Source organism: Mesorhizobium sp. NZP2077 (assembly GCF_013170805.1).
In the GTDB taxonomy this organism is placed as follows: domain Bacteria; phylum Pseudomonadota; class Alphaproteobacteria; order Rhizobiales; family Rhizobiaceae; genus Mesorhizobium.
Map to the genome: position 1 here is coordinate 6,969,411 of NZ_CP051293.1, position 22,591 is coordinate 6,992,001.

18 protein-coding genes and 6 pseudogenes are annotated in these 22,591 nt (G+C 58.9%); 5 read left to right on the forward strand and 19 right to left on the reverse strand.

The window, feature by feature from the left end; translation table 11 throughout:
* Positions 1–125 precede the first annotated feature (125 nt).
* On the forward strand, positions 126–1,382 hold the full coding sequence (locus tag HGP13_RS34200; RefSeq protein WP_172234227.1) for an aminotransferase class V-fold PLP-dependent enzyme: 1,257 nt from the start codon (positions 126–128) through the stop codon (positions 1,380–1,382).
* A gap of 798 nt (positions 1,383–2,180) precedes the next feature.
* On the opposite strand, the gene HGP13_RS38295 is transcribed toward HGP13_RS34200, so the two are convergent.
* The 9 genes and pseudogenes from HGP13_RS38295 to HGP13_RS34245 form a co-directional block, all read right to left on the reverse strand.
* A complete protein-coding gene (locus tag HGP13_RS38295) occupies positions 2,181–2,486 on the reverse strand; it encodes a M81 family metallopeptidase (RefSeq protein ID WP_246707223.1) in 306 nt (101 codons plus the stop codon).
* A 72-nt stretch (positions 2,487–2,558) separates the two neighbouring features.
* Entirely contained in the window at positions 2,559–3,971 is a 1,413-nt protein-coding gene (locus HGP13_RS34210) for an amidase (RefSeq protein WP_172234229.1), read from the reverse strand.
* A 1-nt stretch (position 3,972) separates the two neighbouring features.
* Positions 3,973–4,188 carry a hypothetical protein gene (locus HGP13_RS34215; RefSeq protein WP_172234231.1) on the reverse strand — a complete coding sequence of 72 codons (216 nt, stop codon included), beginning with the start codon at positions 4,186–4,188 and terminating at the stop codon, positions 3,973–3,975.
* A gap of 252 nt (positions 4,189–4,440) precedes the next feature.
* A pseudogene (locus HGP13_RS34220) lies at positions 4,441–4,596 on the reverse strand (IS630 family transposase); the annotation flags it as partial.
* A 213-nt stretch (positions 4,597–4,809) separates the two neighbouring features.
* The gene (locus HGP13_RS34225) at positions 4,810–5,805 is read right to left on the reverse strand and encodes a succinylglutamate desuccinylase/aspartoacylase family protein (RefSeq protein ID WP_172234233.1); all 996 of its coding nucleotides are present in this window, start codon (positions 5,803–5,805) and stop codon (positions 4,810–4,812) included.
* A gap of 349 nt (positions 5,806–6,154) precedes the next feature.
* Positions 6,155–6,451 carry a hypothetical protein gene (locus tag HGP13_RS34230; protein WP_172234235.1) on the reverse strand — a complete coding sequence of 99 codons (297 nt, stop codon included), beginning with the start codon at positions 6,449–6,451 and terminating at the stop codon, positions 6,155–6,157.
* Positions 6,451–8,013, reverse strand: a pseudogene (locus HGP13_RS34235) (IS66 family transposase). The gene HGP13_RS34230 and the pseudogene HGP13_RS34235 overlap by 1 nt, the downstream one beginning before the upstream one ends.
* A gap of 62 nt (positions 8,014–8,075) precedes the next feature.
* Entirely contained in the window at positions 8,076–8,423 is a 348-nt protein-coding gene (gene tnpB / locus HGP13_RS34240) for an IS66 family insertion sequence element accessory protein TnpB (RefSeq protein ID WP_172234237.1), read from the reverse strand.
* Positions 8,420–8,794 (reverse strand): transposase, encoded by a 375-nt coding sequence (locus HGP13_RS34245; RefSeq protein ID WP_172234239.1) that lies wholly within the window; start codon positions 8,792–8,794, stop codon positions 8,420–8,422. Before HGP13_RS34245 ends, tnpB begins: the two co-directional genes overlap by 4 nt.
* A gap of 674 nt (positions 8,795–9,468) precedes the next feature.
* On the opposite strand from HGP13_RS34245, the gene HGP13_RS34250 reads away from it, so the two are divergent.
* On the forward strand, positions 9,469–9,645 hold the full coding sequence (locus tag HGP13_RS34250) for a twin-arginine translocation signal domain-containing protein (RefSeq protein ID WP_281411321.1): 177 nt from the start codon (positions 9,469–9,471) through the stop codon (positions 9,643–9,645).
* On the opposite strand, the gene HGP13_RS34255 is transcribed toward HGP13_RS34250, so the two are convergent.
* On the reverse strand, positions 9,583–10,758 hold the full coding sequence (locus HGP13_RS34255; RefSeq protein ID WP_172234243.1) for a Xaa-Pro peptidase family protein: 1,176 nt from the start codon (positions 10,756–10,758) through the stop codon (positions 9,583–9,585). The genes HGP13_RS34250 and HGP13_RS34255 overlap by 63 nt on opposite strands.
* 716 nt (positions 10,759–11,474) lie before the next feature.
* Complete coding sequence (locus HGP13_RS38300) at positions 11,475–11,666, reverse strand: hypothetical protein (protein ID WP_246707225.1); 192 nt, start codon at positions 11,664–11,666, stop codon at positions 11,475–11,477.
* Here HGP13_RS38300 and HGP13_RS38305 point away from each other — a divergent pair.
* On the forward strand, positions 11,665–11,820 hold the full coding sequence (locus HGP13_RS38305; RefSeq protein WP_246707226.1) for a hypothetical protein: 156 nt from the start codon (positions 11,665–11,667) through the stop codon (positions 11,818–11,820). The genes HGP13_RS38300 and HGP13_RS38305 overlap by 2 nt on opposite strands.
* Before the next feature lie 558 nt (positions 11,821–12,378).
* Positions 12,379–14,031 carry an MFS transporter gene (locus HGP13_RS34265; RefSeq protein WP_172234245.1) on the forward strand — a complete coding sequence of 551 codons (1,653 nt, stop codon included), beginning with the start codon at positions 12,379–12,381 and terminating at the stop codon, positions 14,029–14,031.
* Between the two features lie 169 nt (positions 14,032–14,200).
* On the opposite strand, the pseudogene HGP13_RS34270 reads toward HGP13_RS34265, so the two are convergent.
* The 5 genes and pseudogenes from HGP13_RS34270 to HGP13_RS34290 form a co-directional block, all read right to left on the reverse strand.
* A pseudogene (locus HGP13_RS34270) lies at positions 14,201–14,980 on the reverse strand (ATP-binding cassette domain-containing protein); the annotation flags it as partial.
* Positions 14,981–14,983: 3 nt separating this feature from the next.
* Positions 14,984–15,436 (reverse strand): annotated as a pseudogene (locus HGP13_RS38310) (transposase); the annotation flags it as partial.
* Positions 15,412–16,049 (reverse strand): annotated as a pseudogene (locus HGP13_RS38315) (IS6 family transposase); the annotation flags it as partial. The pseudogenes HGP13_RS38315 and HGP13_RS38310, both read right to left, overlap by 25 nt.
* Positions 16,050–16,057: 8 nt before the next feature.
* Positions 16,058–16,720 carry an RraA family protein gene (locus HGP13_RS34285; RefSeq protein ID WP_172234249.1) on the reverse strand — a complete coding sequence of 221 codons (663 nt, stop codon included), beginning with the start codon at positions 16,718–16,720 and terminating at the stop codon, positions 16,058–16,060.
* On the reverse strand, positions 16,707–17,966 hold the full coding sequence (locus HGP13_RS34290; RefSeq protein ID WP_172234251.1) for a pyridoxal phosphate-dependent aminotransferase: 1,260 nt from the start codon (positions 17,964–17,966) through the stop codon (positions 16,707–16,709). Before HGP13_RS34290 ends, HGP13_RS34285 begins: the two co-directional genes overlap by 14 nt.
* Positions 17,967–18,642: 676 nt before the next feature.
* Between HGP13_RS34290 and HGP13_RS34295 the strand changes: the two genes are divergently transcribed.
* Positions 18,643–19,857 carry a serine hydrolase gene (locus HGP13_RS34295; protein ID WP_172234253.1) on the forward strand — a complete coding sequence of 405 codons (1,215 nt, stop codon included), beginning with the start codon at positions 18,643–18,645 and terminating at the stop codon, positions 19,855–19,857.
* 478 nt (positions 19,858–20,335) lie between these two features.
* Here the strand turns inward: HGP13_RS34295 and HGP13_RS34300 are convergent, their stop codons facing one another.
* The 3 genes and pseudogenes from HGP13_RS34300 to HGP13_RS34310 all read right to left on the reverse strand — a co-directional run bounded on the left by HGP13_RS34300 (position 20,336) and on the right by HGP13_RS34310 (position 22,560).
* On the reverse strand, positions 20,336–21,373 hold the full coding sequence (locus tag HGP13_RS34300; protein WP_172234255.1) for an IS110 family transposase: 1,038 nt from the start codon (positions 21,371–21,373) through the stop codon (positions 20,336–20,338).
* A gap of 192 nt (positions 21,374–21,565) precedes the next feature.
* Positions 21,566–21,707, reverse strand: a pseudogene (locus tag HGP13_RS34305) (IS5/IS1182 family transposase); the annotation flags it as partial.
* A gap of 130 nt (positions 21,708–21,837) precedes the next feature.
* The gene (locus tag HGP13_RS34310; protein WP_172234257.1) at positions 21,838–22,560 is read right to left on the reverse strand and encodes a GntR family transcriptional regulator; all 723 of its coding nucleotides are present in this window, start codon (positions 22,558–22,560) and stop codon (positions 21,838–21,840) included.
* Positions 22,561–22,591: the final 31 nt, after the last annotated feature.

The window sequence follows — 22,591 nt, forward strand, 5'->3', positions numbered from 1 at the left end:
CCGCGTCCGGTTTATTTTGGATCGACGCCGGCACATCGCCGTCGTCTAGCGACATTTGCCAAGATAGGAGAGCTGCTCATGTCCGCATATGGGTATGTGCAGCATAGCGTTGTAAGGAGGCTCAATTGAAAACCATCCCCGAAAAGGGTGTCGCCAGAGATGTCGTTATGCAGGAGCTCAAGCGAATGAAATCGCTTGATTTCGATTGGCGGTCTGGCCGGGTACCATCTTACACCTACTTCCTAGATGACGAGACCTTAGACGTCCAGCGCGAGGCCTATGGCGAGTTTATTGCTGAGAATGGCCTGGGAGCAGGGCGGGCGTTCAAGAGCCTGGAGGTGATGACCAACGACATCAAGGCGATGGCAAAGTCACTTTTCAATGCGCCCGACGATGCCGGCGTCTCCTTCACCTCTGGCGGCACTGAAAGCGTCTTCATGGCGGTAAAGACGGCCCGGGACCTTGCGCGACACAAACGAGGCGAGCCGCCTGAACGCTACAACATTGTTGCATGTGTCACCGCTCATCCTTGTCTTAACAAGGCTGGAGAGCTTCTCGGCGTGGATATCATTCGAACCCCGCACACCAAGGAGTTCAGGGCCGACCCCTCGTTGATGCGCTCCGCCATCAACGACAAGACCATAATGCTGTTTGCATCTGCGCCCAACTATCCCTTCGGCACCTTTGATCCGATCGCAGAGATCGGCAAGCTGGCACAGCATTCGGGTCTTCGGCTTCACGTTGACGGCTGCTGGGGCGGCTTTCTCTCACCATTTACCGAGCGGCTCGGCTATCCGGTGCCCCCGTGGGACTTCCGGGTTCTAGGCGTATCCAGTTTGTCGGCCGATATCCACAAGTTCGGGTACGCAGCCAAGGGCGCCAGCCTGGTATTGTATCGGTCAGCCGATGACCAGGATCATGAAGCGTTCTCATTCAGCGGGTGGCCTCGGGGAACATACTCCACCCCTACATTCCTCGGGACCCGGGCCGGCGGCGCAATCGCGTCCGCATGGGCGGTAATGCACTACCTTGGCATGGAGGGCTATCTGCGCGCGGCGAGGCTCACGATGGAGGCCACCACGCGGCTTATCGCTGGCCTGAACAGCATTCCCGACATCGAGTGCCTGGCGCCCTACGGCGAGAGTAACCTGATCTCCTTTGTGTCGCTGGACTCCGCGCTTGACATCTATGCAGTCGCCGATCGCCTGGAAGAGCGCGGTTGGCTGCGCGGGCGTATGCGCGAGCCCCAGGCGATCCAACAGGGTGTCAACCCAGCTCATCTGGCCACCGTCGAAGAGTATCTATCGGCGGTGCGGGAAGCTATCGAGTTTGTACGTCGGAACGCTAGCGCGCCGGTCGCTTACGACGAACACAGCTATTAAAGGCCATCCATTGGCCATGGTCGTCGCCTGTCGCGGATGATCTCCGGCTCGCGGGCCCCCAGCTGGCACTGTCGGATCATTGGCCCTCGCCGCCATTCCAAGGCAGCATCTGCGACCCGCTTGTCGCAGCAAGCCCCGGCGCATTTCGCCTGAGGGAGGATTTTCCATCGTGGCAGACCAGAGCTTGATCGATGATTGCGGGCTGGTCGGGGAAGCCGCGGTCAAATCCCGTGCCCAAGAATACTGGCGCCCTATGTTGGCGACTGCCTCGAGCGATATCGGGGAAGGGCAGCGTGCGTCCTCGAGCCCGCCGTGGCAAATGCAGAACGCGTGATCGCACCACCCTAGGGCGGCAGGATCGTACCTCAAGCCGGCAACACCGGAATTGGGGGCGTACCCGGTTCCGCCTGCAGTCGCGGAGGTTGTACTGTTGCTACGGCGAATGAACCGCATCCGACCGGGCGACTTCTTCCAATCAGTCTTGCGGCTGAGGCAGCGCCCAGATTGGCGGAGCGGTGTCAACCAACACTGGGCATTACTCCAATTGTAGAAAGACACCTTTTCAGAGGGTTGCGATGTTCCAGGGCCGTCAGTTCGACCAATCAGTCGGCACTTCCTAAGACGTGTCGACCCTCAGTTGACAATCGTCACTTCCGTCGCGCTGTGGAGCTCGCCGTTGGTGTCGCCGTCAGCAAGCTCCACTGCCTTCAGTCCGCCCCTCGACAACATCGAGCACAGCAAGATTGACAATGATCCGATCGACAGCGCGCTGGCCGCTCAGCGGCTGTGTGCTGGCCTTCAGCACCTTGGATGCCCGACCTTGTTGGTGTGGTCCATGACCATGTCCACTTCCTTATCCGGGCCGCCGGGCGGCGGCACCGCAGAGAGGGCCGGGACCACTTCCGCGCCAGCTTCCTCCAGGGCTCGAACGCCGCCGCCCAGGGCCGCGCGCGAAATGCTTGCCTTGTCCAGCAGCGCGTGCCCGCGGGTCACCACAAATTCGAAGTTCCGTTCGCAGCGGGCTGACGCAGTGCGCTTCATGAAACCACGCTGGCAACCAGAATCCGGGGCTGTACTGTGCATGGTCAGATAGTGCCGCGGCATGAACGGCTCCTTTATGAATTCAGGGCAACGGTTCGGCGTTGACGCGGGTGAGTGTGGAACACGATCGCCGCATCAGGCGGCCTTGGCCACGCCGAAGTGCGGACGCCGCAGATAAAGATTGGTCGCAGCCTCGTAGGCCGCGCCGATGCCAAGCACCGTCGGCTCATCGAACGCACGGCCGACGATCTGCATCGAGAGCGGCAGGCCGCTCTTCGAGAATCCTGTCGGGATCGACATCGCAGGATTGCCGGTCACGTTGAACGGCATGGCCTGCACCGGGAAAGTCGGCGGGTTGTTCGGATTGACATCCGAAAACGGCGTTGCGGGTGCGAGCGTCGAGGCGGTGATCAGTGCATCGCAGCTTTTCAGCTGGGCGTTGACCGCGAGCGCCAATTCCCGGCGCAGGCGCATCGCCTGCGTGAGATCCACGGCCGTGACGAACGCGCCCATGCTCATACGCAGATACGTGAACAAGCCATAGTCGAGCGGCCGAGTCTGAAGGTCCTTCTCGTGGATCGCGAACGCTTCCGAGAACATGATCACGCGTCCGCACGCGATGAACAGCTCGTAGTCCGGCAATTCGATCTCCTCAATGGTTGCACCAAGCCTGGCGAGCGTCTGAGCGGCGTCGTCAATCGCGGCGATCGTCTCCGCCGACACGCCGTCGGCCTTGACAAACCAGCGGCGGGGCAGACCGAGCCGCAAACCGTGCACGCCGGCGCCGAGCTTGCAGTGAAAGTCGGGAACGGGCACGTCGGCGCTGCCGGGATCTTGCGGATCGAAACCCGCGATCACCTCCATGGCGATAGCGCTGTCCTCGACGGTCCACGACAGCGGGCCGCAGTGATCGAGCGTATAAGAAAGCGGAAACACGCCCCGACGCGAAACGAGGCCGTAGGTCGGCTTCAATCCGATCGTTCCGCAGTACCCGGCAGGCCCACGGATCGACCCTCCCGTGTCCGAACCCATCGCCATGCGCACCAAGCCTGCGGCGACCGCAGCGCCTGATCCTGACGAGGAGCCGCTCGGAATATGATCCGGATTCCAAGGATTGCGCGCCGGCGGAAACGGCAAATCGAACGACGGCCCACCGAGCGCGAACTCGTGCGTTGCAAGCTTGCCGAGCAGCACCGCGCCCTGTGCCTTGAATTTCGCCGCGACGACCGAATCCTCCGCCGGCACGTTGTCGACGAGCAGCTTCGAGTGGCAGGTTGTGCGAACGCCCGCGGTTGCATAGATATCCTTGAGTGCGTGGGGAATGCCCTGCATGGGACCTTTGTCGATGCCCTTGGCAAAGTCCGCGTCGGCGGTCGCCGCATCTGCCAACGCGCGCTCGCGCGTCAGGGTGATGAAGCTGGAGATCAGCGGATCGATCATCTTGATGCGATCGAGCGCATGTTCGGTCAGCGCCGTCGAGGTGATCGTGCCCTTGCGGAGAAGCGCGCCGGCCTCGGCAATCGAGTAGTCGTGCAGGGGTTTGGCCATGTCAGACGCTCCTGGTGACGCTGAGAATTGAGTAGGTGGCTGCGGGCTCGTTTGCCTCCGTGCGTGGCTGGCGCATCAGTTCTGTCATGCGCTTCAGGTCTTGGAAGCCCTGTAACAGCGCCGGCCTTCGACTTTCCGAAATTTTGAGACCGGCCCGTTTGGCCAACACATCGAACTCGGTGTTAAGGGCTTGCTCGTCGGTTGCGTCGTCCGGCATCGATCAAGTCGCTCCATTATTTGAGGTCACAAATCCAGACGTTATGAATTTAATCATGTCCAACGACGCTGAAGCCCGTCGCAATTAAATCCTCGGGCCAATGAATTTTTCGCTGCCGTAAGCTGGCGCTGCGGGAATTGGGGTTGACCGTTTTTGGCGCCTGCGCTGGTTAGATCACAGCGTGGCACGTTTGTGCGAGTTGACGGAAGCGTATCCTGCTTTTGTGGTTCCTGCATGCGGCGACCTCGGTCTTTCGACGAGGTTGCCGATTTTGCGCCAAGTGTCTTCGACGGTGCGTTTCTGAGCTTGGCACATCCAGTGTTTGATCTTGGCGAGGGCCCGGTCGATCGGATTGAGGTTAGAAGGGTAGGGCGGCAGGTACCAAAGCCTGGCGCCGGCAGCCTTAATCGTCTGCCCAATGACGGGAGTAACTTGAGGTCACAAAATTGCGGCCGCACCCCCCTCTGGGCTTGCTCATCTCCTCGCCAGGCGCGTCCGCTTGACACCTTCGACTCTCCGCTGTGCTAGATAGAAACGTTGACGGCGGAGGCATATGAGTACTGCCCGGCATGTCATCGTTTTTCCTCTTGATCTCCCGGGCGGTCGACGAACATCCGATCCTCAGATCGCTAAGGGTCGCGCGAGAGACGCCACTTCTTCGTTGCCTTGGACGTACACTCCTGAGAGAATGCCGCAGACGATGGACGTAGTTGGCGCGCGAATATCGATGGAATCAGCGGACAGCGATCCCATCGGATGCAGGATGCCTATGAGATCTCCCTCCTTCACTTCATCCAACACCGAGCAGCGCGGTTCGAAGATGCCCGGTGCAGGAGATTTCAACTGGTCGGAGGGATTCGTTTCGAGTGTTTGGCCGGACTTTTGCTGACGGAACATTGGATACTCGGCTTTGCCCTCGATCAGCCCTAGCGCAATGAGGCCATTGCGCACCCCAGCGTCGTAGATCGTGAGAGCTTCGGCGCTGATTGTGCCGCCGCCAAATTCAGCGCAAATGAATATCTTGCCTTGGCTATGTGCCCAAGTATCGAACATTCCAGCCGTGTCGTCGTGCTCCCAGAGCAACGTCACCGGTAATTTGAATGCCTCTGAAATGCGGAGCGTCTTCGTCAGCAGATCGACATCAGCAATAGGATGCGTGATGACCGCCGGGGGATAATTCCATGTCGGTCCGAAACTGTGCAGATCAAATATGGTGTCCACCATAGGCAACAATACACGCGAAATCGCATCTGCGATTCGTTCGCTTACCGAGCCATCCGACCGGCCCGGAAACACCCGGTTGAGATTCTTTCCATCAATTGGTGTGTTGCGGGTCCAAGCTTGCACGGCAAGTGGATTGATCTCAGGTACGATGATAATCCTTCCGCACTTCTGCGCTTCGGGAAGCCATTCAACAAGCCGCCGAGCAACAATCGGCCCCTCCAGTTCGTTGCCATGGTTTCCGCCAGTGATAAGTAGGCTCGGCCCCTCCCCTCTATTGCAGCTGAAGACTGGGAGCGAAAGAGCTTCGCAGTCCGCGCCTTTGGGGACAACAAGATGCCCCGTGCTAACGCCAGTCTTGTCGAGATCGAACGTAAGATGTGGTGCTTCGCTCATCGTTCATCCTATTGCGAGTATCGGGCGACCAGGCGCCGGCTTTGCGTACTCCGTTCTACGAGTATGTACCGAGCTGTCTTCAATTCGCCAATATAATGTTCCGAGCGGTGCCATCGCGCTCTTAGATGGCCGCCGCCTGGCTTGCTGGGACTACCGCTGCTCGATGTTCACAAAGGCGCTGCGACAGGCACGTCACGCCTGGCGATGTATTGCTGCGCCTTTCGATACCGCTCCTTCGGAACGGCCGGGCAGATCTCAGGCGGCGCCGGATCCCCCGGCTACCGCGCAAAAAGATATGCGCGAGACGATCAAGCTGGGCAGGCTGATCCGGAAGGTAACCGCCCGGTTGTTACCGTGGAGATTTGGCCTTGATGCGAGCAATGGTGTGCGGTTCTGAGACGAAGGCTTCGAGGAAGTCATTCCATTCGTCAGCGGTGCGGCGCGCATGGGCAAGCATTTGCTCCAGCTCTTCCATTCCGTCGCGGGTAAGCGAAGTTATTGCCTCGTCCGGCCCGGTGTAGACGCTGATGATGCTGCCGTAGCTCAGGTTGTCATCGTTGCTGACGATCGCCTGAAGGAGTTCGGCATCTTCATCGAGCAATTTGGCGACGTAGTCGATGCTGAACACATAGGTTACCGTTGCCATCAGGCAGCCTCGGCGGAGATGGTGGTGACAGGTGACCAATTCCAGGGAAGCAGATCGTCGAGGCGATTGATCTTGTGATCGTGGATGCGGTCGAGCACGTCTGCGAGATATGCCTGCGGATCGATGCCGTTCATCTTGGCCGTCTCGATGATTGTCATGGCGCGAGCCAAAGTCTCGGCGCCGGTGTCGGCGCCAGCAAATAGCCAGTTCTTTCAGCAGGGCTCGCTCGGCGGCATTGTTGTCCATGGCGACGCGGCCATCCTCGAGGAACAGGCAGAATGAAGGCCAGCGGCTCAGACCATAACGGAAGGCTTTTGCCAAATCGCTCTTGCCCGGAATGCGGGTCAGTTGCGTTTCGACCCAGACACGGAATGCCCCGATCTATGGTTTGCTATGCTTCTGACGTGCGGCAAGGCGGGCATCGGCAGGCTGACCCGCAATGTCGCGCTCGATGTCATAAAGCGCACCGATACGGCCGAGAGCCTTGCGTGCGATCTCGGATTTGTTCGAGGTCAAGATATCATGGAAGTCGCGTCGCCAATGCGCCCAGCATGCCGCCTCTCGGAAGCGGGATGTTCCATCGGCTCCAGGCTCATAAAGCTTGCCGTAGCCTTTGTAGCCGTCAGCTTGAAGGATGCCGCTTGTCTGCCTGAGGTGGCGGTGGACGTGGTCTTCCTTCCAGTTCGGAGCAAAGTAGTAGACCGCGCCAGGCGGAGCGCCGCCCGCCCATGGACGTTGATCGCGGACATACGTCCAGATCCGGCCTTTCTTTACGCCTTTCCCAACCCTTTGTCCTGCATGGAGCGATCCAGCACCCGGATCGGGGTATCGTCGGCATGGAGAAGGTCGCTGGCCATGATCACGGTTCCGATCCGCTCGATCAGGGGCTGAAGCACCTTGTCGGCACCCATGCGGGCGAAGATTTCGTGCAGGCGATACAGTGGCAGGTGATCGTCGAACTTAGAGACCAGGATGTAAGCCAGAAGGCCGGCGCCCGCCATGCTGCCTGGTATCGGACGGCTGGGCGCAGGCAACTGCACCATCTTTTCGCAGCAGCGGCACGATTTCTTCAACCGGGCGACCTCGATGACCTTCATCTGCGCGGCGATCATGTCGAGGATTTCGCTTACGTCTTCGCCCACAAGACGTAGTTCGCCGCCACAGGCGGGGCAGCAGGCGCCGGGATCGAGCTGCCTGCGCTCGCGAACTGCCTTGTGCGATACGCGCGGACGACGGCGCCTGATCCTTTCGGGTGCGTTCGTCATAGGCGCGACAGGCGCTGCCTCGTCGGCCTCATTGATTGGCCCGGCATTGCTCTCCGCCGCGGCGATCAAAAGATCCTCCAGCGCCAGTTCCAGCTGCTGGATTTCTCGCTCGATCTTTTCTGAAGACTTGCCGAAGACCTGTTTCTTCAGCCGGGCAATGCGTAGCCGAAAGGCCTGGATCAACTGGTCATGCGCCTGCAACGTCGCCGACATCTTCGCATTTTCCGCCTGCAAGGCGGCGATCATCGCCTTCAGAAAGGCGGGATCGTCTGGAAGATTTTCGGCGACATTCGACATGCGCCTGACTACCATAAGTCAGGGCGAGTAGCCATAAAAACCATTAGATTCAGAGAGATAAATCACCCGACACGCGCAGGCGGCGCACCCCAATCGGGACGCCGCCAATCAATTCCTTCCCACAACATCGCCATTTGCGCTGACGTCAGCCGGGCCGTCCCGTCGGCCGCCGACGGCCACGGAAAGCGACCCTGCTGCAAGACCTTGTAATAAAGACAGAACCCCCGGCCATCAAAATAAAGAAGCTTCAAACGGTCGCCATGCCTTCCCCGAAACGCGAAGACCGCGCCTCCCGTCGGCTTCTGGCGCAACACATCTTGCGTCAGTGCAGCCAAGCCCTCGATCCCTTTGCGCATATTCGTGAACCCGCAGGCAAGGTACACCCGAACGCCAGTTCCCGGTCCGATCATGCTGCCTCAACCGCCTTGATAAGCCGAGTCAGAGTGGCGGTATCGATCTCTCTGTCAAAGCGCAGGTTCCGCCCGCAGCACAGTTGCAATTCGACCAGGGCTGACAATCTGTCGGTGCCTTTGCCCATACGGGGTGCGCTCTGCGCCACGGGCATGTCCACGGGAAGGAACATAGGACCCGCCGACGGCAACAAGAGCCCCTTCCTCCTCAGCTCTCGCCGCGAGGTATAAATCTGCTGCCGCGTCACATCATGCCGCTCGGCAACCTCAGTCACAGTCGCCCCGGCAATTCCAACCGACATGACGATGTCGAGCTTCTTCTCATCACCCCAGCGACGACGCCGTTCCGCACCAAGAATCTCGACACGCATCCCAAAACCTCGCCCAAGACACGTCGCAAACGACGTCGTTAAACACGTGTCATAGGCCATCACGACGATGTCAGGCAGGCGGTAACAATCGGGTGGTTACTCCGGAAGGCGCACCGCGCCACGAGAAGCGCGCGCTGAAGCTCGGCCTGATGATTTCGACGGGCATCGACGCATAGTCGATGACCAACCGAGCGGTCGAGTCTCATGGCGATCGGCGAGGAAGCGCTCGGGCGTACTGCTCGTGATTGCGCCGGCGGCGCTGATACTGGCGGTATGCGTCGGCATGAGCGGCATCGCGCCCCTTCCCCTAATCGATCTGCTAGAGGACGCCTCTTCCAGCGGCGATAAGGGCACCACCTTGATCTAGATAGCCAACGTCAAGCGTAACGTTGCTCGATTCTACCATCAACTCAATCTGCCCATGTTTGCATCGTCGGTGATAGGCGTCACCTTGATACCTTCTCAGTTTCGAATGGTTTGACGTAGGACATAGGCCTCGATGATGGCTTTACTCACCTAAGCAAGTCGAATCAGGGCGAAGAATGGATTGAAGGATCTTGTACAACCGCAGCTCACGTTTTCTTGGAACCTGAGCCTTCTGGGCTCAGGCCTGAGGCTATTTCGCCAACGCCGGAGCCCCGGATCAGGGCTCATTCCGGCGACCTGAGTTTTGGATAAATCGCAGACGTTTCATGCAAGCGACCTCGTCGGCTATCGCAGTCGGCGCACTGTCTTCCGCGTTCGCGCAATCATCGGGTCAGTTAAGGGTGTCGGGGGGCGGCGAGGCATCATGCGCGATAGAGCGTGGGTGGTGTTTGGCTCAGCAGTTCCGCACCACGCTCCGTCACTAGGACGTGAGCGCCAGGCCCGAATAAGTAGCCGTTTTCGCTGCACAATATATTCGGCATGTGCAAGGTCATGCCGGACTTCAGGATATCCTCCGCGCCCGGCTCCAAACTTAGGTCCCCGCGTTCAGTCCAATTAATGCCGGTCTGGTATCCCGTTCGTTGGCGAAAGACACCCTTTCTTCCAGATCGCCTCAGCACCTCACGGCCGGCAGCGTCGACTACCGCCGCGGAGGTGCCCGGCTTAACAGCGGCAACGAGGGCGTCAATGACCTCCTCGGCCAAGGTGTGTAGAGACTCAGCTTCAGGATGTCGGCCAAGCACAGCGCACCGGACCATCCCTACGGTGTATCCGTGTTTCGATGCGCCGACTTCCAGAAAAGCCGGCTCGTTATTACTAATTGGATGCCGAGATGGGGGGCCATGCGGCAATTTCGTCCGTTCCCCGAACAGAATGGTGGGGGGAGACATCCCAATTTCACCGCCCACATTGCTGGCTTCTGCCTCGATCGCCGCCGTCATGGCCCCCGCCATTTCCAGTTCGGTGACGCCTTCCCGGAGCGAGTTCTGGAAGGTTCGTACTGCTAGGTCCGTCATGCGCATCGCGTCGCGCATGCAATCCAGTTCTAGCTCGCCTTTCACCGCTGCTACCGAAGACACTAGCCGAGTCGCATCAGCGAACTTTATGTTCGGAAGCTGCGCCTGGAGCGCATTGAAATCTGCTAGCGCGAGGTTCCAGCACCCAAGTTCAAAGCCGATCCTCTTGCTTTGCAAACCATAGCGACGAAGGACGTCGGCACAAACTTTACCAAAATCTTGCTGATGGGTATAAGTAACGATCTCGTCAATGCAACTATAAGCACGAACCGCTTGCTCGTCATACTGTCGTACCACGTATATTGGCGCCCGACCGGGCACCATGATCAAAGGGAACGGTGCGAAGTACCCACCACTGCCGTCATATCCGCTGAGATACCGAAGATGGCCATGGGCAGTCACTACAAGTGCGTCTAGCCCCGCGCTCGCCACTGCCTCGAGCACGTTGAGCTGCCTGCGCTCGTACTCGGATCTCGGGAACGGGACACCCGTCAGAGGAATAGCTGAGGACATCGCCGCCATATCTCACCTCAATGTTTGCCATGTTCGTGGTTCGGTTACGCAACAATACGCATCGGACCGATGTTTGAAGCTGTACTTAATGTTCCATGCTTTGCTTCAAGCAAACATTCAACCGTCCCAGCGGCTTGCGTCAAATGCAGTTTTTATATCGTCGTCATCTGGCGACGAGATGCACCTAAGGCACAGCGATCGATGAGGATAATTCCTACTCCGCCACACATTCCGTTCGCGGGTGAAGTGCTTGCTAACTACGACTCCAAGAATCGTAAAGAGAGTGAAAGTTGAAATCGAACAAGGCATCCCGCGGCGCAGCGGTTGCGATAGAAACCGTCGGCAGTTTATGCAGGAGAAAGCGATGGATCATGCGGGTCGAGCCTCACGTTCTTCGGCTTTGCCGCGACTGGCGATTGTCTGGCAGCGGAACGCGCCCCGATCGTTCTGATCCTCGACTGGCAACAGCCGGTGGTGGCGAAATCTGTCGGGATCATTTCTTCCAAACCTTTGCGTTGCAATCATGCCCGGCCCCCGGTGCGCCGTGGCTCGCCGTCGCGCTGCCAACCAAACTTCGGCGGGGCGGGGGTGACAGCGCTGGTGCTTGGCGGGCAACTCATGACTGAGTTCGTATTAGAGGTTGACATCAAACCATTCTTTTTGATTTCGGCGCTAAGAGCGGCGGAATGTCGCGTTTTCTGCATGCAAGTTGACGTTAGCTAAAATTAGCCGAGAGACTCCCACCGGGGGCAATGGGGAGGCTCGCCGGCGATCTTGTTGACCAGCGCCTCGGGGGTGGCGCACAGTTTGCCATGCACTCGTCGCGCCGGGTGCGCAACGTCGCCCAGACTTCCGCATGATCCCGTCGCGATGCCGAACACGGCTTCGCCCATCTCGACGTGGGTGAAGGTCACCATGCTGAAGTCGTCGTCGGCGAAGGTTCCGTTGCCCAAGCGCAAGGAGTGCCTGCATCAGCTGCTGATTGCCATCATGGGCGAGGTGCGGGACTCGGGCATGGATGAACGCGCAGTCTTCCCGTCCAACACGATGTGCATGCCCCGCCTGTCTTGAAGCCGCACCTCGCCGAATAGCACGCCGGGCAGATTGTGCAATGAAAGAGCGAAATCCGGCGCGATCTCGACCGTGGATCATGCGATTTCCGATCGCACCTTCGCCCGGGGCGATCGGAAGGACGACGTAGCGTCTGGTACCTTGTTTGAAATTTGTTCGGATGAAATGTCCCCTTTTAGGCAGGCTCGTACTCTGATCTCGGGAATCGCGCAGGCGGGCCTCTCGGTTGTCGTGCGGCGCTGCACTGAGTTGATCCCTCAACACGCGGCGGATCGGAAGTCATAGTTATGAACATATGCGCAAGCCTCTGCGTCATCGTCTACGCTGCTTGTCCGGTCAACACGGTGCGTTCCAGCAGTTTTTGAAGTTCACCCCTTAGCATCACGCGATACCCCTTGAAGATTGCGTATCGCGTCACTGTTGTGGTCAATTGTTCGCCCAGGACCATCTCGCTGCTAGATGACCATAATACAAAGACTGCATTTGACGCATCCGACCGGTAATTGGATCGTGTCGCGCCAAGTGGTCTAGCTCGGCGAAACAGAATCGGTCGGAGCAATGAGCAGAGCGGCGGGCGCAGATGCGGATGTAGTTTGGCCGGCGACGTTTGCGCCGCTCAGGAATCCGACCTTTCGTTCGATCTGGCTCGCCACCCAGGTCTCTTCTCTCGGCTGGTTGATGCAGACTGTTGCCATCAGCTGGCTGATGGCGACGATCTCGACTTCCGATCTGATGGTTGCGCTGGTGCAGGCTTCATCGAATCTGCCCGCATTCGTTTTATCTGTCTTCGCCGGGGTGCTCGCCGACAATTTCAGCCGTCGCAGGGTCATGTTCGCCGGCCGCTGCCTTATGGTGATAGCCTCTGCGATGCTGACCGCTGTTGTGGCGCTGGGCTTTGTCAGTCCGTGGATGATCCTTGGCTTCAGCTTCTTGATCGCAAGCGGCGGTGCTCTCAACGATCCCGCATGGCAAGCGTCCGTCGGCGATATCGTGGATCGACGCGACGTTCCCGCTGCCGTTACCCTGCTCTCCGTCGGCTTCAACACTGTTCGGACCGTGGGCCCGGCCCTCGGCGGTATCGTCGTTGCCTCGTTCGGGCTTATGGCGGCCTTCTGTGTGACCACACTCGCCTATTTGGTGCCCCTGGGCACCATATGGCGCTGCAAGTGGAAGGTTCGCTCGTCACCTCTTCCACGTGAATCGATGAAGACGGCGATTTATGATGGGCTGCGCTTCACAGCGATGTCATCGGAAATCAAGGCGGCGATCGCGCGCGGAACCCTCTTTGGTCTGGCGAGCATCGCCATACTCGCGCTGCTGCCGCTGGTTGTCCGCGATCATTTGGGGGGAGGACCGCTCGCATATGGCACGCTCATGGCCGGCTTCGGCACAGGCGCCGTCTTCGCCGGCCTCTCCAACAGCACATTCAGACGGAGCTTGTCGCAGGAACGGTTGATGAGGCTCGCGTGCGTCGCCTGCGCGGCATGCTCCCTTTCCCTTGCACTGACCTCTTCGATTGCGGTGGCGGCGATCGCGCTCGCCTTGGGCGGCGCGGGCTGGGTCACCGCCTGGTCCGGGGTTGGCGTCAGCGTACAGCTGGCGAGCCCGCGCTGGGTCGTGGGGCGTACGATCTCAATCTACTATGCATTGATAGACGGCGGCATCGCGGCCGGCAGCTGGGTGTGGGGCACCGTTTCCCAAAACCATTCCCTGACCTGGGCACTGGAGGGCTCCGCTGGTGCCCTATTGCTCGTCGCTGCAGCCGGCGTGCTGTTTCCCCTTCGCGAGCGCCGCGAGGCCGAGCCCGACCCTTTGGAGGAATTCGACGCCCCGGCAGTCGAACTCCACCTGAAGCCGAGAAGCGGTCCGATCGTGGTAAGGGTCGAATATCTGATCCATGAAGAGAACATCGAGGCTTTCCTGGAAGTTATGCGCGAGCGCCGGCATGTACAGAGCCGCGTCGGTGCTCGGCACTGGACTCTCCAGCGCAACCTGCGGGAGCCCATAGAGTGGACGGAGACATTCCGCACGCCGACCTGGACCGACTACCTTCGCCTGAATCATCGTCTTACAGAGGCAGACAAGGAACTGGACGAGAAAATCCTCCTTCTGCACCAAGGAAAGCATGCACCGCAATTAACGTTGTCAATTGAGCGGTCGACAAGTGCCCCGCGCAAGCCCGAGCCATCGACTTTTTTCCCTCGCCATTGAATCCAAAGGAACAAGCGTCTCTTTGGAGCGCACTGCAGGCTGAATAAAGATACATAAGGTGGTACCTTAATGCAGCATACCAATATCGAGAAGGCCAAAGGCAATGGCTGCCGTCGTGTAACCGCAACCGCTTGGTCTCCAGCAGGGTCTTCTGCGTCGTGGCCCACACTCAGACCGCGACGAGATCCCCGCCTCCGACATCTTTCAGGACCAGCCTCGTCGGGGTGTCACCGATCTTTCGCGTCGCGCTGGCGATGTCCTGATCGCGAGCGCGCAAAACGCGTCCGGCGTCGGGCTGGATCGGGCACCGGCACAGATTCGATCAGACGTTTCGTGTAGGGGTGGCGCGGGTTCGAAAAAACCTGATCGAGCGTGCCCATTTCGACGATCTGGCCGAGATACATGACGCGACATGGTCGGCAATATTCTCTGCCACCGCCATGTCGTGCGAGATGAACAGATAGGCGACGCCGAACTCGCGCTGCAGTTCCTTCAACAAATCCAGCACGCGTGCCTGCCCACACGTCGAGGGCCGAAACACTCTCTTCGGCGATGTTTGGCCGCCGGAGGATTCATGCGGGTAACCGCCATCTGGTCGGCCGACAGGCCGACGCGCTCGAACAATGCCGCGATACGCTCTGTGCGCTCTTCGACGCGATGCCATTGATCAGCAGCGGCTCGGCGACGATATAACCGACACGCATTCGCGGATCGAGCGCGGCATAAGGATCCTGGAAAATCATCTGCACGTCGCGGCGCACCGCCTTTTGCGCGTCGCGGCCTAGGCCGGACCGAATGCGCCCGCCGATGGCGATATCTCCCTGGTAGAGGACAAGCCCGGCCAGCGGCTTGGCGGTGTCGACTTGCCGCAACCGTTTTCTCCGACCAGCGCCAGCGTCTCGTTGGGCGCAGTGGAGAAGCTAATGCCTTCGACGGCGTGAACACGGCGTTATCCGTAGCGGACTTGTCTGGGGCAGATGTCCTTGATCCGAGCTTCGATACCGGCCTGATCTCGGCGGCTGGACTTGTAGTGATAGGTCGACGTGTCGAACTCCAGAAGCCGGCAATCCCGGATCGACACGTTCCACTCATCACACGTCTCGGCCACCAGCTCGCGTTTGCGACCAGAGCTTTCGGCGAATGTCGTCTTGTAGCATCTCCCCGTCCAAGGAGAGATCGGCCATCAGCTTCCTGAGCTTGCCGTTCTCGTCCTTAAGGGCTTCAGCCGCTTCATTGGTCGGCAGCAGTCCGTCGCCTTTCTTCTTCCAGTTGAAGTACGTCGCCTGGCTGATCCCGCCCGTCCACAAATCTCCGTGACGGGGATACCATCCGATCCCTGCTTCAGAATGAACGCCTTCTGCACGTCCGAAAACTTCGATGCTACATCGTCTTCCGCTCCTCCCAGCCAAGGGATGTTACCGCGGAAAACTGCACTTTGGAACATTCCAGATTTCCGGGATCAGAGCTTATGTGTAGCGAGAGCTGAGCGTTTTGAGCGGGGCGGACGAAGAGACTGCGCAGGGTCGAGAAGATCGAAATGAGCCATTGCGGTGATCGTGGTGATCGGAAGCCTTGCATCATCCGCTCCCTTTTCGCAGCGGCACATGTGCATTCTCTGCCCGTTGTTCAATCCCTTATGCGACCAATGCTCGACCCCCCCGGCATCAACCTATCGCCTGGCTGCTCCATAGGAGCGCAACTTGTCGGTGATCATGCGCTTTGGCGCGATGCCTTGCTTCTTCAGCAGCCGCGTCAGCTGAGCCGCTTTGGTGTTGAGCGGTTCTGGACGACTTCGTCAGCACATCGCCATCCTGTTCGACGGCGCGCCACAACCAGTGTTTCCTGCCGGCGATGGTGATGACGATCTCGTCGTTTCGGCTGTGCTGCTTGCGACGCAAGCGGCAAGCGTAGCGCGGACCGCACTTGATGCCCCACCGGCGGATTGTCTCATACGAAACCACGATCCCGCGCTCCAGCAGCATTTCCTCTACCAGACGCAGGCTCAAGGCTAACCTGTATTAAGTGTTCAAGACAATTCGTTAGAGAGCTCCGGCTTTCCGTAAGCATCGATATAGCTGCCCTCGCGGATGCTCCGAAGGATATGTTCCTCCTTCTTCTCCTGCGCGTGCACAGCTTTGAGAAGATCGGCAGCAATAGCCTGCGGGAACGCGACCACCCCGTCCTCGTCGCCCACGACGATATCTCCAGGCCCGATAACGAGCCCTCCGATCGACACATTCACGTTGATATCACCGGGGCCGTTCTTATACGGACCGCGGTGGATGGCTGCGCATGCGAAGCAGGGAAATTCCGATTTGGCGAGCGCACCTGCATCGCGAACTGCGCCGTTGATCACGAAGCCGGCCGCTCCTCGCGTTTCAGCGATTGTGGTCATAATTTCGCCGACCAGGGCACGGTTGATCTGCCCGTCTCCATCGACAACAACCACGTCACCGGGACGGACGAGCTCAAGAGCCTTGTGGATCATGAGGTTGTCGCCAGCGGCCACACGAACGGTCAGCGCCGTCCCCGCCATCGCACCATTCACCTTGTGAAAGGGCCGAAGACCGATCGCTCCGGGCAGGCGGTGCAGATTGTCACTGATGATAGCGGTCGAGCTTTTGCGGAAAGCGCTGACGACCGCCTCGTCTGCCTGCTGCGCACTTGGAATTACTCTATTCCCGATCATTCACGGCACCTCGCGCTTTGACGGCTTTGGGCATGTCGGCTTCAAAAAGAGCTCTACATGCGTCAACAATGGCTTCGCCACCTTCTTCCACCGCCTCCATCGAAGCGGCAAAAGAAACACGCAGATATGGAGACAGACCGTAGGCGGAGCCGTCGAGGACCGCGACCTTCGCCCATTCCAGGAAGTACAGGGAGACATCTAGATCCGTCGTGATCTCCTTGCCTCCCGGCGTTCGCCGGCCGATCAACTCGGCGACGGAGATGTATAGATAGAAGGCGCCAGCGGGAGGCAGCGTTTTAAGTCCGGGAGCGTCGGAGAGGATTTCGACCATCCGATCGCGGCGAGCGCAATACATGTCCGCAGCAGCCGCAACGCACGACTGATCGCCCGTTAGGGCAGCGACTGCCGCAGCTTGGCTGATAGAGCTTGCGCAAGTGGTGCTCTGGCCGATCAATTTGACAATGACATCGATCAGCTCTTTCGGCCCGGCGGCATAGCCAACGCGCCAACCGGTCATGGCATAAGCTTTTGACATGCCGTTGATGATCAGGGCACGTTGGAAAAGGAACGGCGCGACCTCGATCAGGCTTGGCGCACGAGAGCCTTCGTAGCACAAGTACTCATAGATCTCGTCCGTCATGACCCAGACATGGGGATTGCGACGCAGCACCTCGCCGAGCTCGGAAAGCTCTTGCGCGGAATAGACCGCTCCCGTCGGGTTGTTCGGCGAATTTAGGACAAACCACCGAGTCTTCGGCGTAACCGCCGCCTCTAGAGCTGCCGCCGTTAGCTTGAAATCGACATCCTCACCACAGGTCACGATTACCGGGCGGCCCCCATGAAGACTGGCGATATCCGGATAGGACACCCAGTAGGGCGCAGGTATGATGACCTCATCGCCAGCGTTCAACGTCGAGGCAAAAGCTTCGAAGATGAGCTGCTTGGCGCCACAGCCAACCGCTACATTCTCGGCTCTACAAGGGATCCTTTTTCCCCGCACTAGGCTATCGGCGATGGCTGCGCGGAGTGTATAGGTACCGGCCGAGGCAGTATAATGCGTGTCGCCCCCGCGCATTGCTCGCAGTGCACCGTCAATAATGTAAGAAGGGGTGGCTATATCAGGTTCGCCAATAGTGAAGTCTATGATCCTGTGACCCGCGGCCTGAAGCTCGGAAACCATCTTTTTTGCCGCGATACTCGCGGAAGGTTTTAGAGCAGCTGCTCGGTCCGAAATTTGAATGGACATTTATCCTCATATCCTCACTACGGATGGCTTTGGCCGCACAAGGAGTCTAATAGGTGCTTGTATTTGAAAAAAACGATTAATTGTTATCCAATGGCATCTACTTTTGGAATGCAAGGCGAACCTGAGTGGGGCTGCGCTGTAGCCGTCTCAGGCTCCGTGCGCAGCCAGAGGGGACGCATGCCATTCCCGCGACTTTTTTAGGTGCCAATCTTCGAGCACGTGCCTGGCCGCTGCAGCAAAGGGGCGGAGAGCGGTGACAGCGTACCGGCGCGAAGGAGTCTTTTCGCATCTTTTCCAAGCTGGCTTCATAAGGCGATGCCTTGGCCTCGTCTATCGATCGATCACATCCGAGTTTGTTTGTACTGTTGTTCATTGTGAGGACGCCTTGCGCGTATTCATCATCGGAATAGCTAACGAGTTTGCGCGCCGGGCCGCACATCGGTCTATGCAAATGCGGCAAGCGAGCAGCATCAAATAGTCAGCCGAATATTCGAATAAGCGATCAAAACCCAGTATTTTTTATCGCTTTTCGCGGTGTCCCGTCCCGCCTAACATGACCGGCGCGAAAATGCTGGATGTACGGCACGTCCCTCGCGGCGAGCTAACTTATACGAGCACAGTAGCAGTCGCCCGCTTAGGTTTTCCGACGCGCAATACAAGGAACAAAGGAGGAATAATGAATATGAGATCTACGGCCGCGCCCGAGGAAACCGAAACTCTGCCGCCGGGTGGCGCGGCGTATTTGACGTGGTCGCCGGAACAGATGGCCATTGGCTTCCGCTCACTGGAGAAGATCAATCCAGTCCATGTTGTGCGTCACGGCACGCATGTCCGTCTTTTGCCTAAGGCCGACCAGCAAATCTCGCCAAGCTGGAATTGGAAAGGCCAGGAGATGACCGTGGATCGATATATGGACACGTACAGGAGCTCGGGCAGTATTGTTCTCAAAGATGGTAAGGTAGTCTTGGAGCGCTATGGGCTCGGTCGCACGGAAAAAGATGCCTGGCTCCTAACGTCCGCGACGAAATGCTATACAGCGACTCTTGTCGGTGCCGCGATCAAAGATGGCTACATCAAAAGCGTCGATGCGCTCGTTACTGACTACATTCCCGCGCTCAAAGGCAGCGCCTACGATAACGTGACGATCCGCCACCTGTTGACATTTACGTCGGGCGTCAGGTGGATCGAAGACGTCGAGGGAGATTACACCCATCCGGATGCCAACTTTTTGTCCTATTGGGCACCAGTGCTCGACACTGATGTGGATTGCATCGTCTCTTACATGCGCCGTCTGCCTCGAGCCAATCCGCCGGGCACTATGTACAACTACACCGATGGCGACGCCCACTTGGCCGGGATTGTTATCTCGAGCGCAGTCGGAAAGCCGCTATCGGAGTACCTCTCCGAAAAAATCTGGCAACCTTATGGGATGGAAGCGGACGCATACTGGCAGTTGGATGCGAGCGGCAACGAGCAAGCAGGAGGGTTTCTCTCGGTAACCCTGCGCGACCAAGTACGCTTCGGCCAGTTCATCCTAGAGGGCGGCAAAGCCGGCGCCGTCCAGGTCGTGCCGCCAGACTTCCTGGCCGCAGCAACGAGCGTCCAAGTCAATTTCGTCCCCGGTGCAAGTTCGGACGGTCCGCTGGGCAAGGGTTTTATTAACTGGAGTATCTACAAGGACTATTATGTAGGTTCAGGCGGTGCTGGGCAGAGGATCTTCGTCTATCCGAAGGACAAGGTGGTGATCGCCATCAACTCCGCATGGCCTTATGTCAACCGCTTTGCGGCAGCGCCTGACCAAAAAACTGCAGTACTTCCTGTTTCCGATCATGAGCCGGCTTTGAATGCCTTTGCCGAAGCCCTGCGCGCTGCGGCAGTGTCGCAGCGCTGAGCAAGATGAGCTGATCGTTCGAGATCGTATGTGAGGCCAAAGCCACGACGACCGGGTTGACCGATCGCCGTGGCTGACGAACGGGGCAAGTCGCTCCTTCCGAGAGGCGCAGTATCAGTCGGTTCTTGACTGATGGCTTTGGCACATGCACGCTCGCGTCCTCGCTAATATTGCATATTATTACAGTGACCCTGAGAGTCCTCTCTGATTGGGGTCGTTGAGGTCAAGCTCCTCCTGATATTTTTCCGGACCATGTCGCCCCGCGGGTCACTCGCTTCTCTTCGCGGTCGACGTTAGGCCGCCGCACGATGGGGTCAGTAGAGCGAGACGTCTCAATCTGTTGAACGACCTTGGGAGAGTTCGCCCAGGATCGTGCCTGCTAACGAGATCACCTTGCCCGTCGTCCCCACGGGAACGATCCGGATCACGCCCTTTCGGGCGGAATCAATTCCTCCTTCGTTGGTCCGTTATCTCCATTTCATGCCGATACGCGGCCGGGTTCCTTGCCGAAGCGGAATTCTGTTGCATCACTCCACATGCGATGCAGAATGACAGCGAGCTTGCGGGCAACAGCAACTCGGGCTCGAGCCATACCGCGCCGTTTGGCGACGTTCATGCCCCACGCTCTGAGGCTCGACCATTTCTTGCTCAGCACGAGCAGCGAATGAGCCGCCTCATAGAGGGCCGTGCGGGCGAGTTCGTCACCGCATCGGCTCACCTTGCCCTGAATGTCCGTTTCGCCAGATTGGTAACGTGCCGGGGTCAGACCCAGATGCGCGCCGACATCCCTCGAGCGACGAAAGCGGTCCGGCTGATCGATCGTGGCACGAAAGGCGAGCGCGGTGATGGGTCCGACACCTGGAACGCTCATGAGTCGCCGGCAGACTTGCTCCTGGCGGGCGATAATGAGGACCTGCTTTGTCAGTCGCCCGAACTCGCGCAGCATGGTGGCCAGGATCATCAGCAGTGGCTCGACTAGTGGCATGACAACCAGATCTGTGTCGGCCAACTCGCGCACACGACTGGCGAAGGCGGTTCGCGACGGCGTGCCCAGCTTGATGCCAGCCTCCCGCAGGATCGCCCTGACCCCGTTCTCGATGGTGCGCATTTCGTTCAGCACCGTGCGGCGGGCGACGAGGAGGGATCGCCAGAGACGGCACTGCCGGCTCTTGACATGCACCTGTCGATACCAGCCGGTGCGCATGATCTGCGCCAGCGCGCGGGCATCATTCCGATCCGTCTTGTTTGGCATCGTCTTCATCGCCGCATTGGCCTGCCGGGTCTCAATGCAGATGGCCGGCAGGCCATCGGCGCACATCCCGTCGTGAAGCCAGGCCGTCAGCGAACACGCTTCGAGCCCGATGCGCTCCAGCGGCAGATCGACTTTCTGCAACGCTTCGATCAACGCCTGCGGCTCGCTCGCCGCACGCGCCTCCTTCACGATCCGCCCGGCCTCGTCGACCACGCAAATCGCGGTCTCTTCCAAAGACACGTCAAGTCCGGCAAAATACTTCATGGCTGCTCCTCCTGATGTTTGTGGCGATCTACATCGACCACGTTCTCACATCTCGACAGGAGCAGCCGCCCTCAATCTGGCTCGGGCGAGACCCCAATCACCCCATCTGTTTTGAAAATCAGGGATGCGGATAAAATTGCCGCCCATAGCGACGAGGATCATGGAGTGAGAGGCGTCGATGCGTTTCTCCTAGTCGCGCACGAGCCTCCGCGACCGCGTCATCCAGCTGAAGGTTCGCTCGGCGACCCAGCGGCGGGCAAGACTTCGAAGCCTTTCTGGTCGTCGGATGGTAGATGATCTCGACCACAATATCGAGGTAGGCGGCCTTGCCTAACCCCCAGCACTGTCGGAGATGCCGGCGGGGGTGAGCCATCACGGTGGCTTATACAACTCCCCGGAATCACGGGCGCTTCAGCCGCACTACCCTTTCGGGATGGGGTCTGAGGGGACAATTATGATGCTGATCAGGTAAGCATGAAAACCGGTTTTCCCTTGCCCTCTATGAAGGCTCCGATGCGCCGCCTGAACAGTTCGGCATGGTTCGTGATCGTGGCCAGGAGCCGATCTCGGTCCTTGTTGCGGATCGCCTCGATGATCGCCCTGTGTTCGTCGACGATGATGCGCTGCCTATTCTGAAAGGCCTGCTGTTCGCCGGATTCTCGCAAGTACACGTAGTAGGCTAGGCGTCGCGCCATGTTGTGCAGACGGCTCGCAAACCCGATGAGGTATTCATTTTCGGTCGCCTCGGCGATCCGTATATGAAAGGCCGCGTTGTAACGGGAGATTTCGAGGAACATCTGATTGCTGACCGCCCGGTGGTGATTGTCCTGTATTGACTCCAAATCCTTGACCAGATGCGGCTGGGCGAGGCGGCAGTAATATGCCGAGCTTCGCTCGCTGACGAGATAGGCTTCGAAGAACTGGGTCAGGTCGCTGAGATCGAGCGGTCGAACGAAGAAGCCGCGATTGCGGTGCATCTCGATCAGACCTTCCGTCGTCAGGCGATTGAGTGCCTCACGGGCCGGTGTGCGACTGATACCAAGTTCGTTGCGAAGCATGGTCTCGTCAAGCTGAGCTCCCGGCTGAAGGCTCAGATCCAGAATTCGGTCGCGAATCGTGTTCGTCGCGGCGACAGCGAGCGAAAGCTCAACTGGTCCTTCATTCTTCTCTTTCTGTCGTGTTGGCATGTGCTCCAGTACCCGCTTGGCGGCCAGCAGG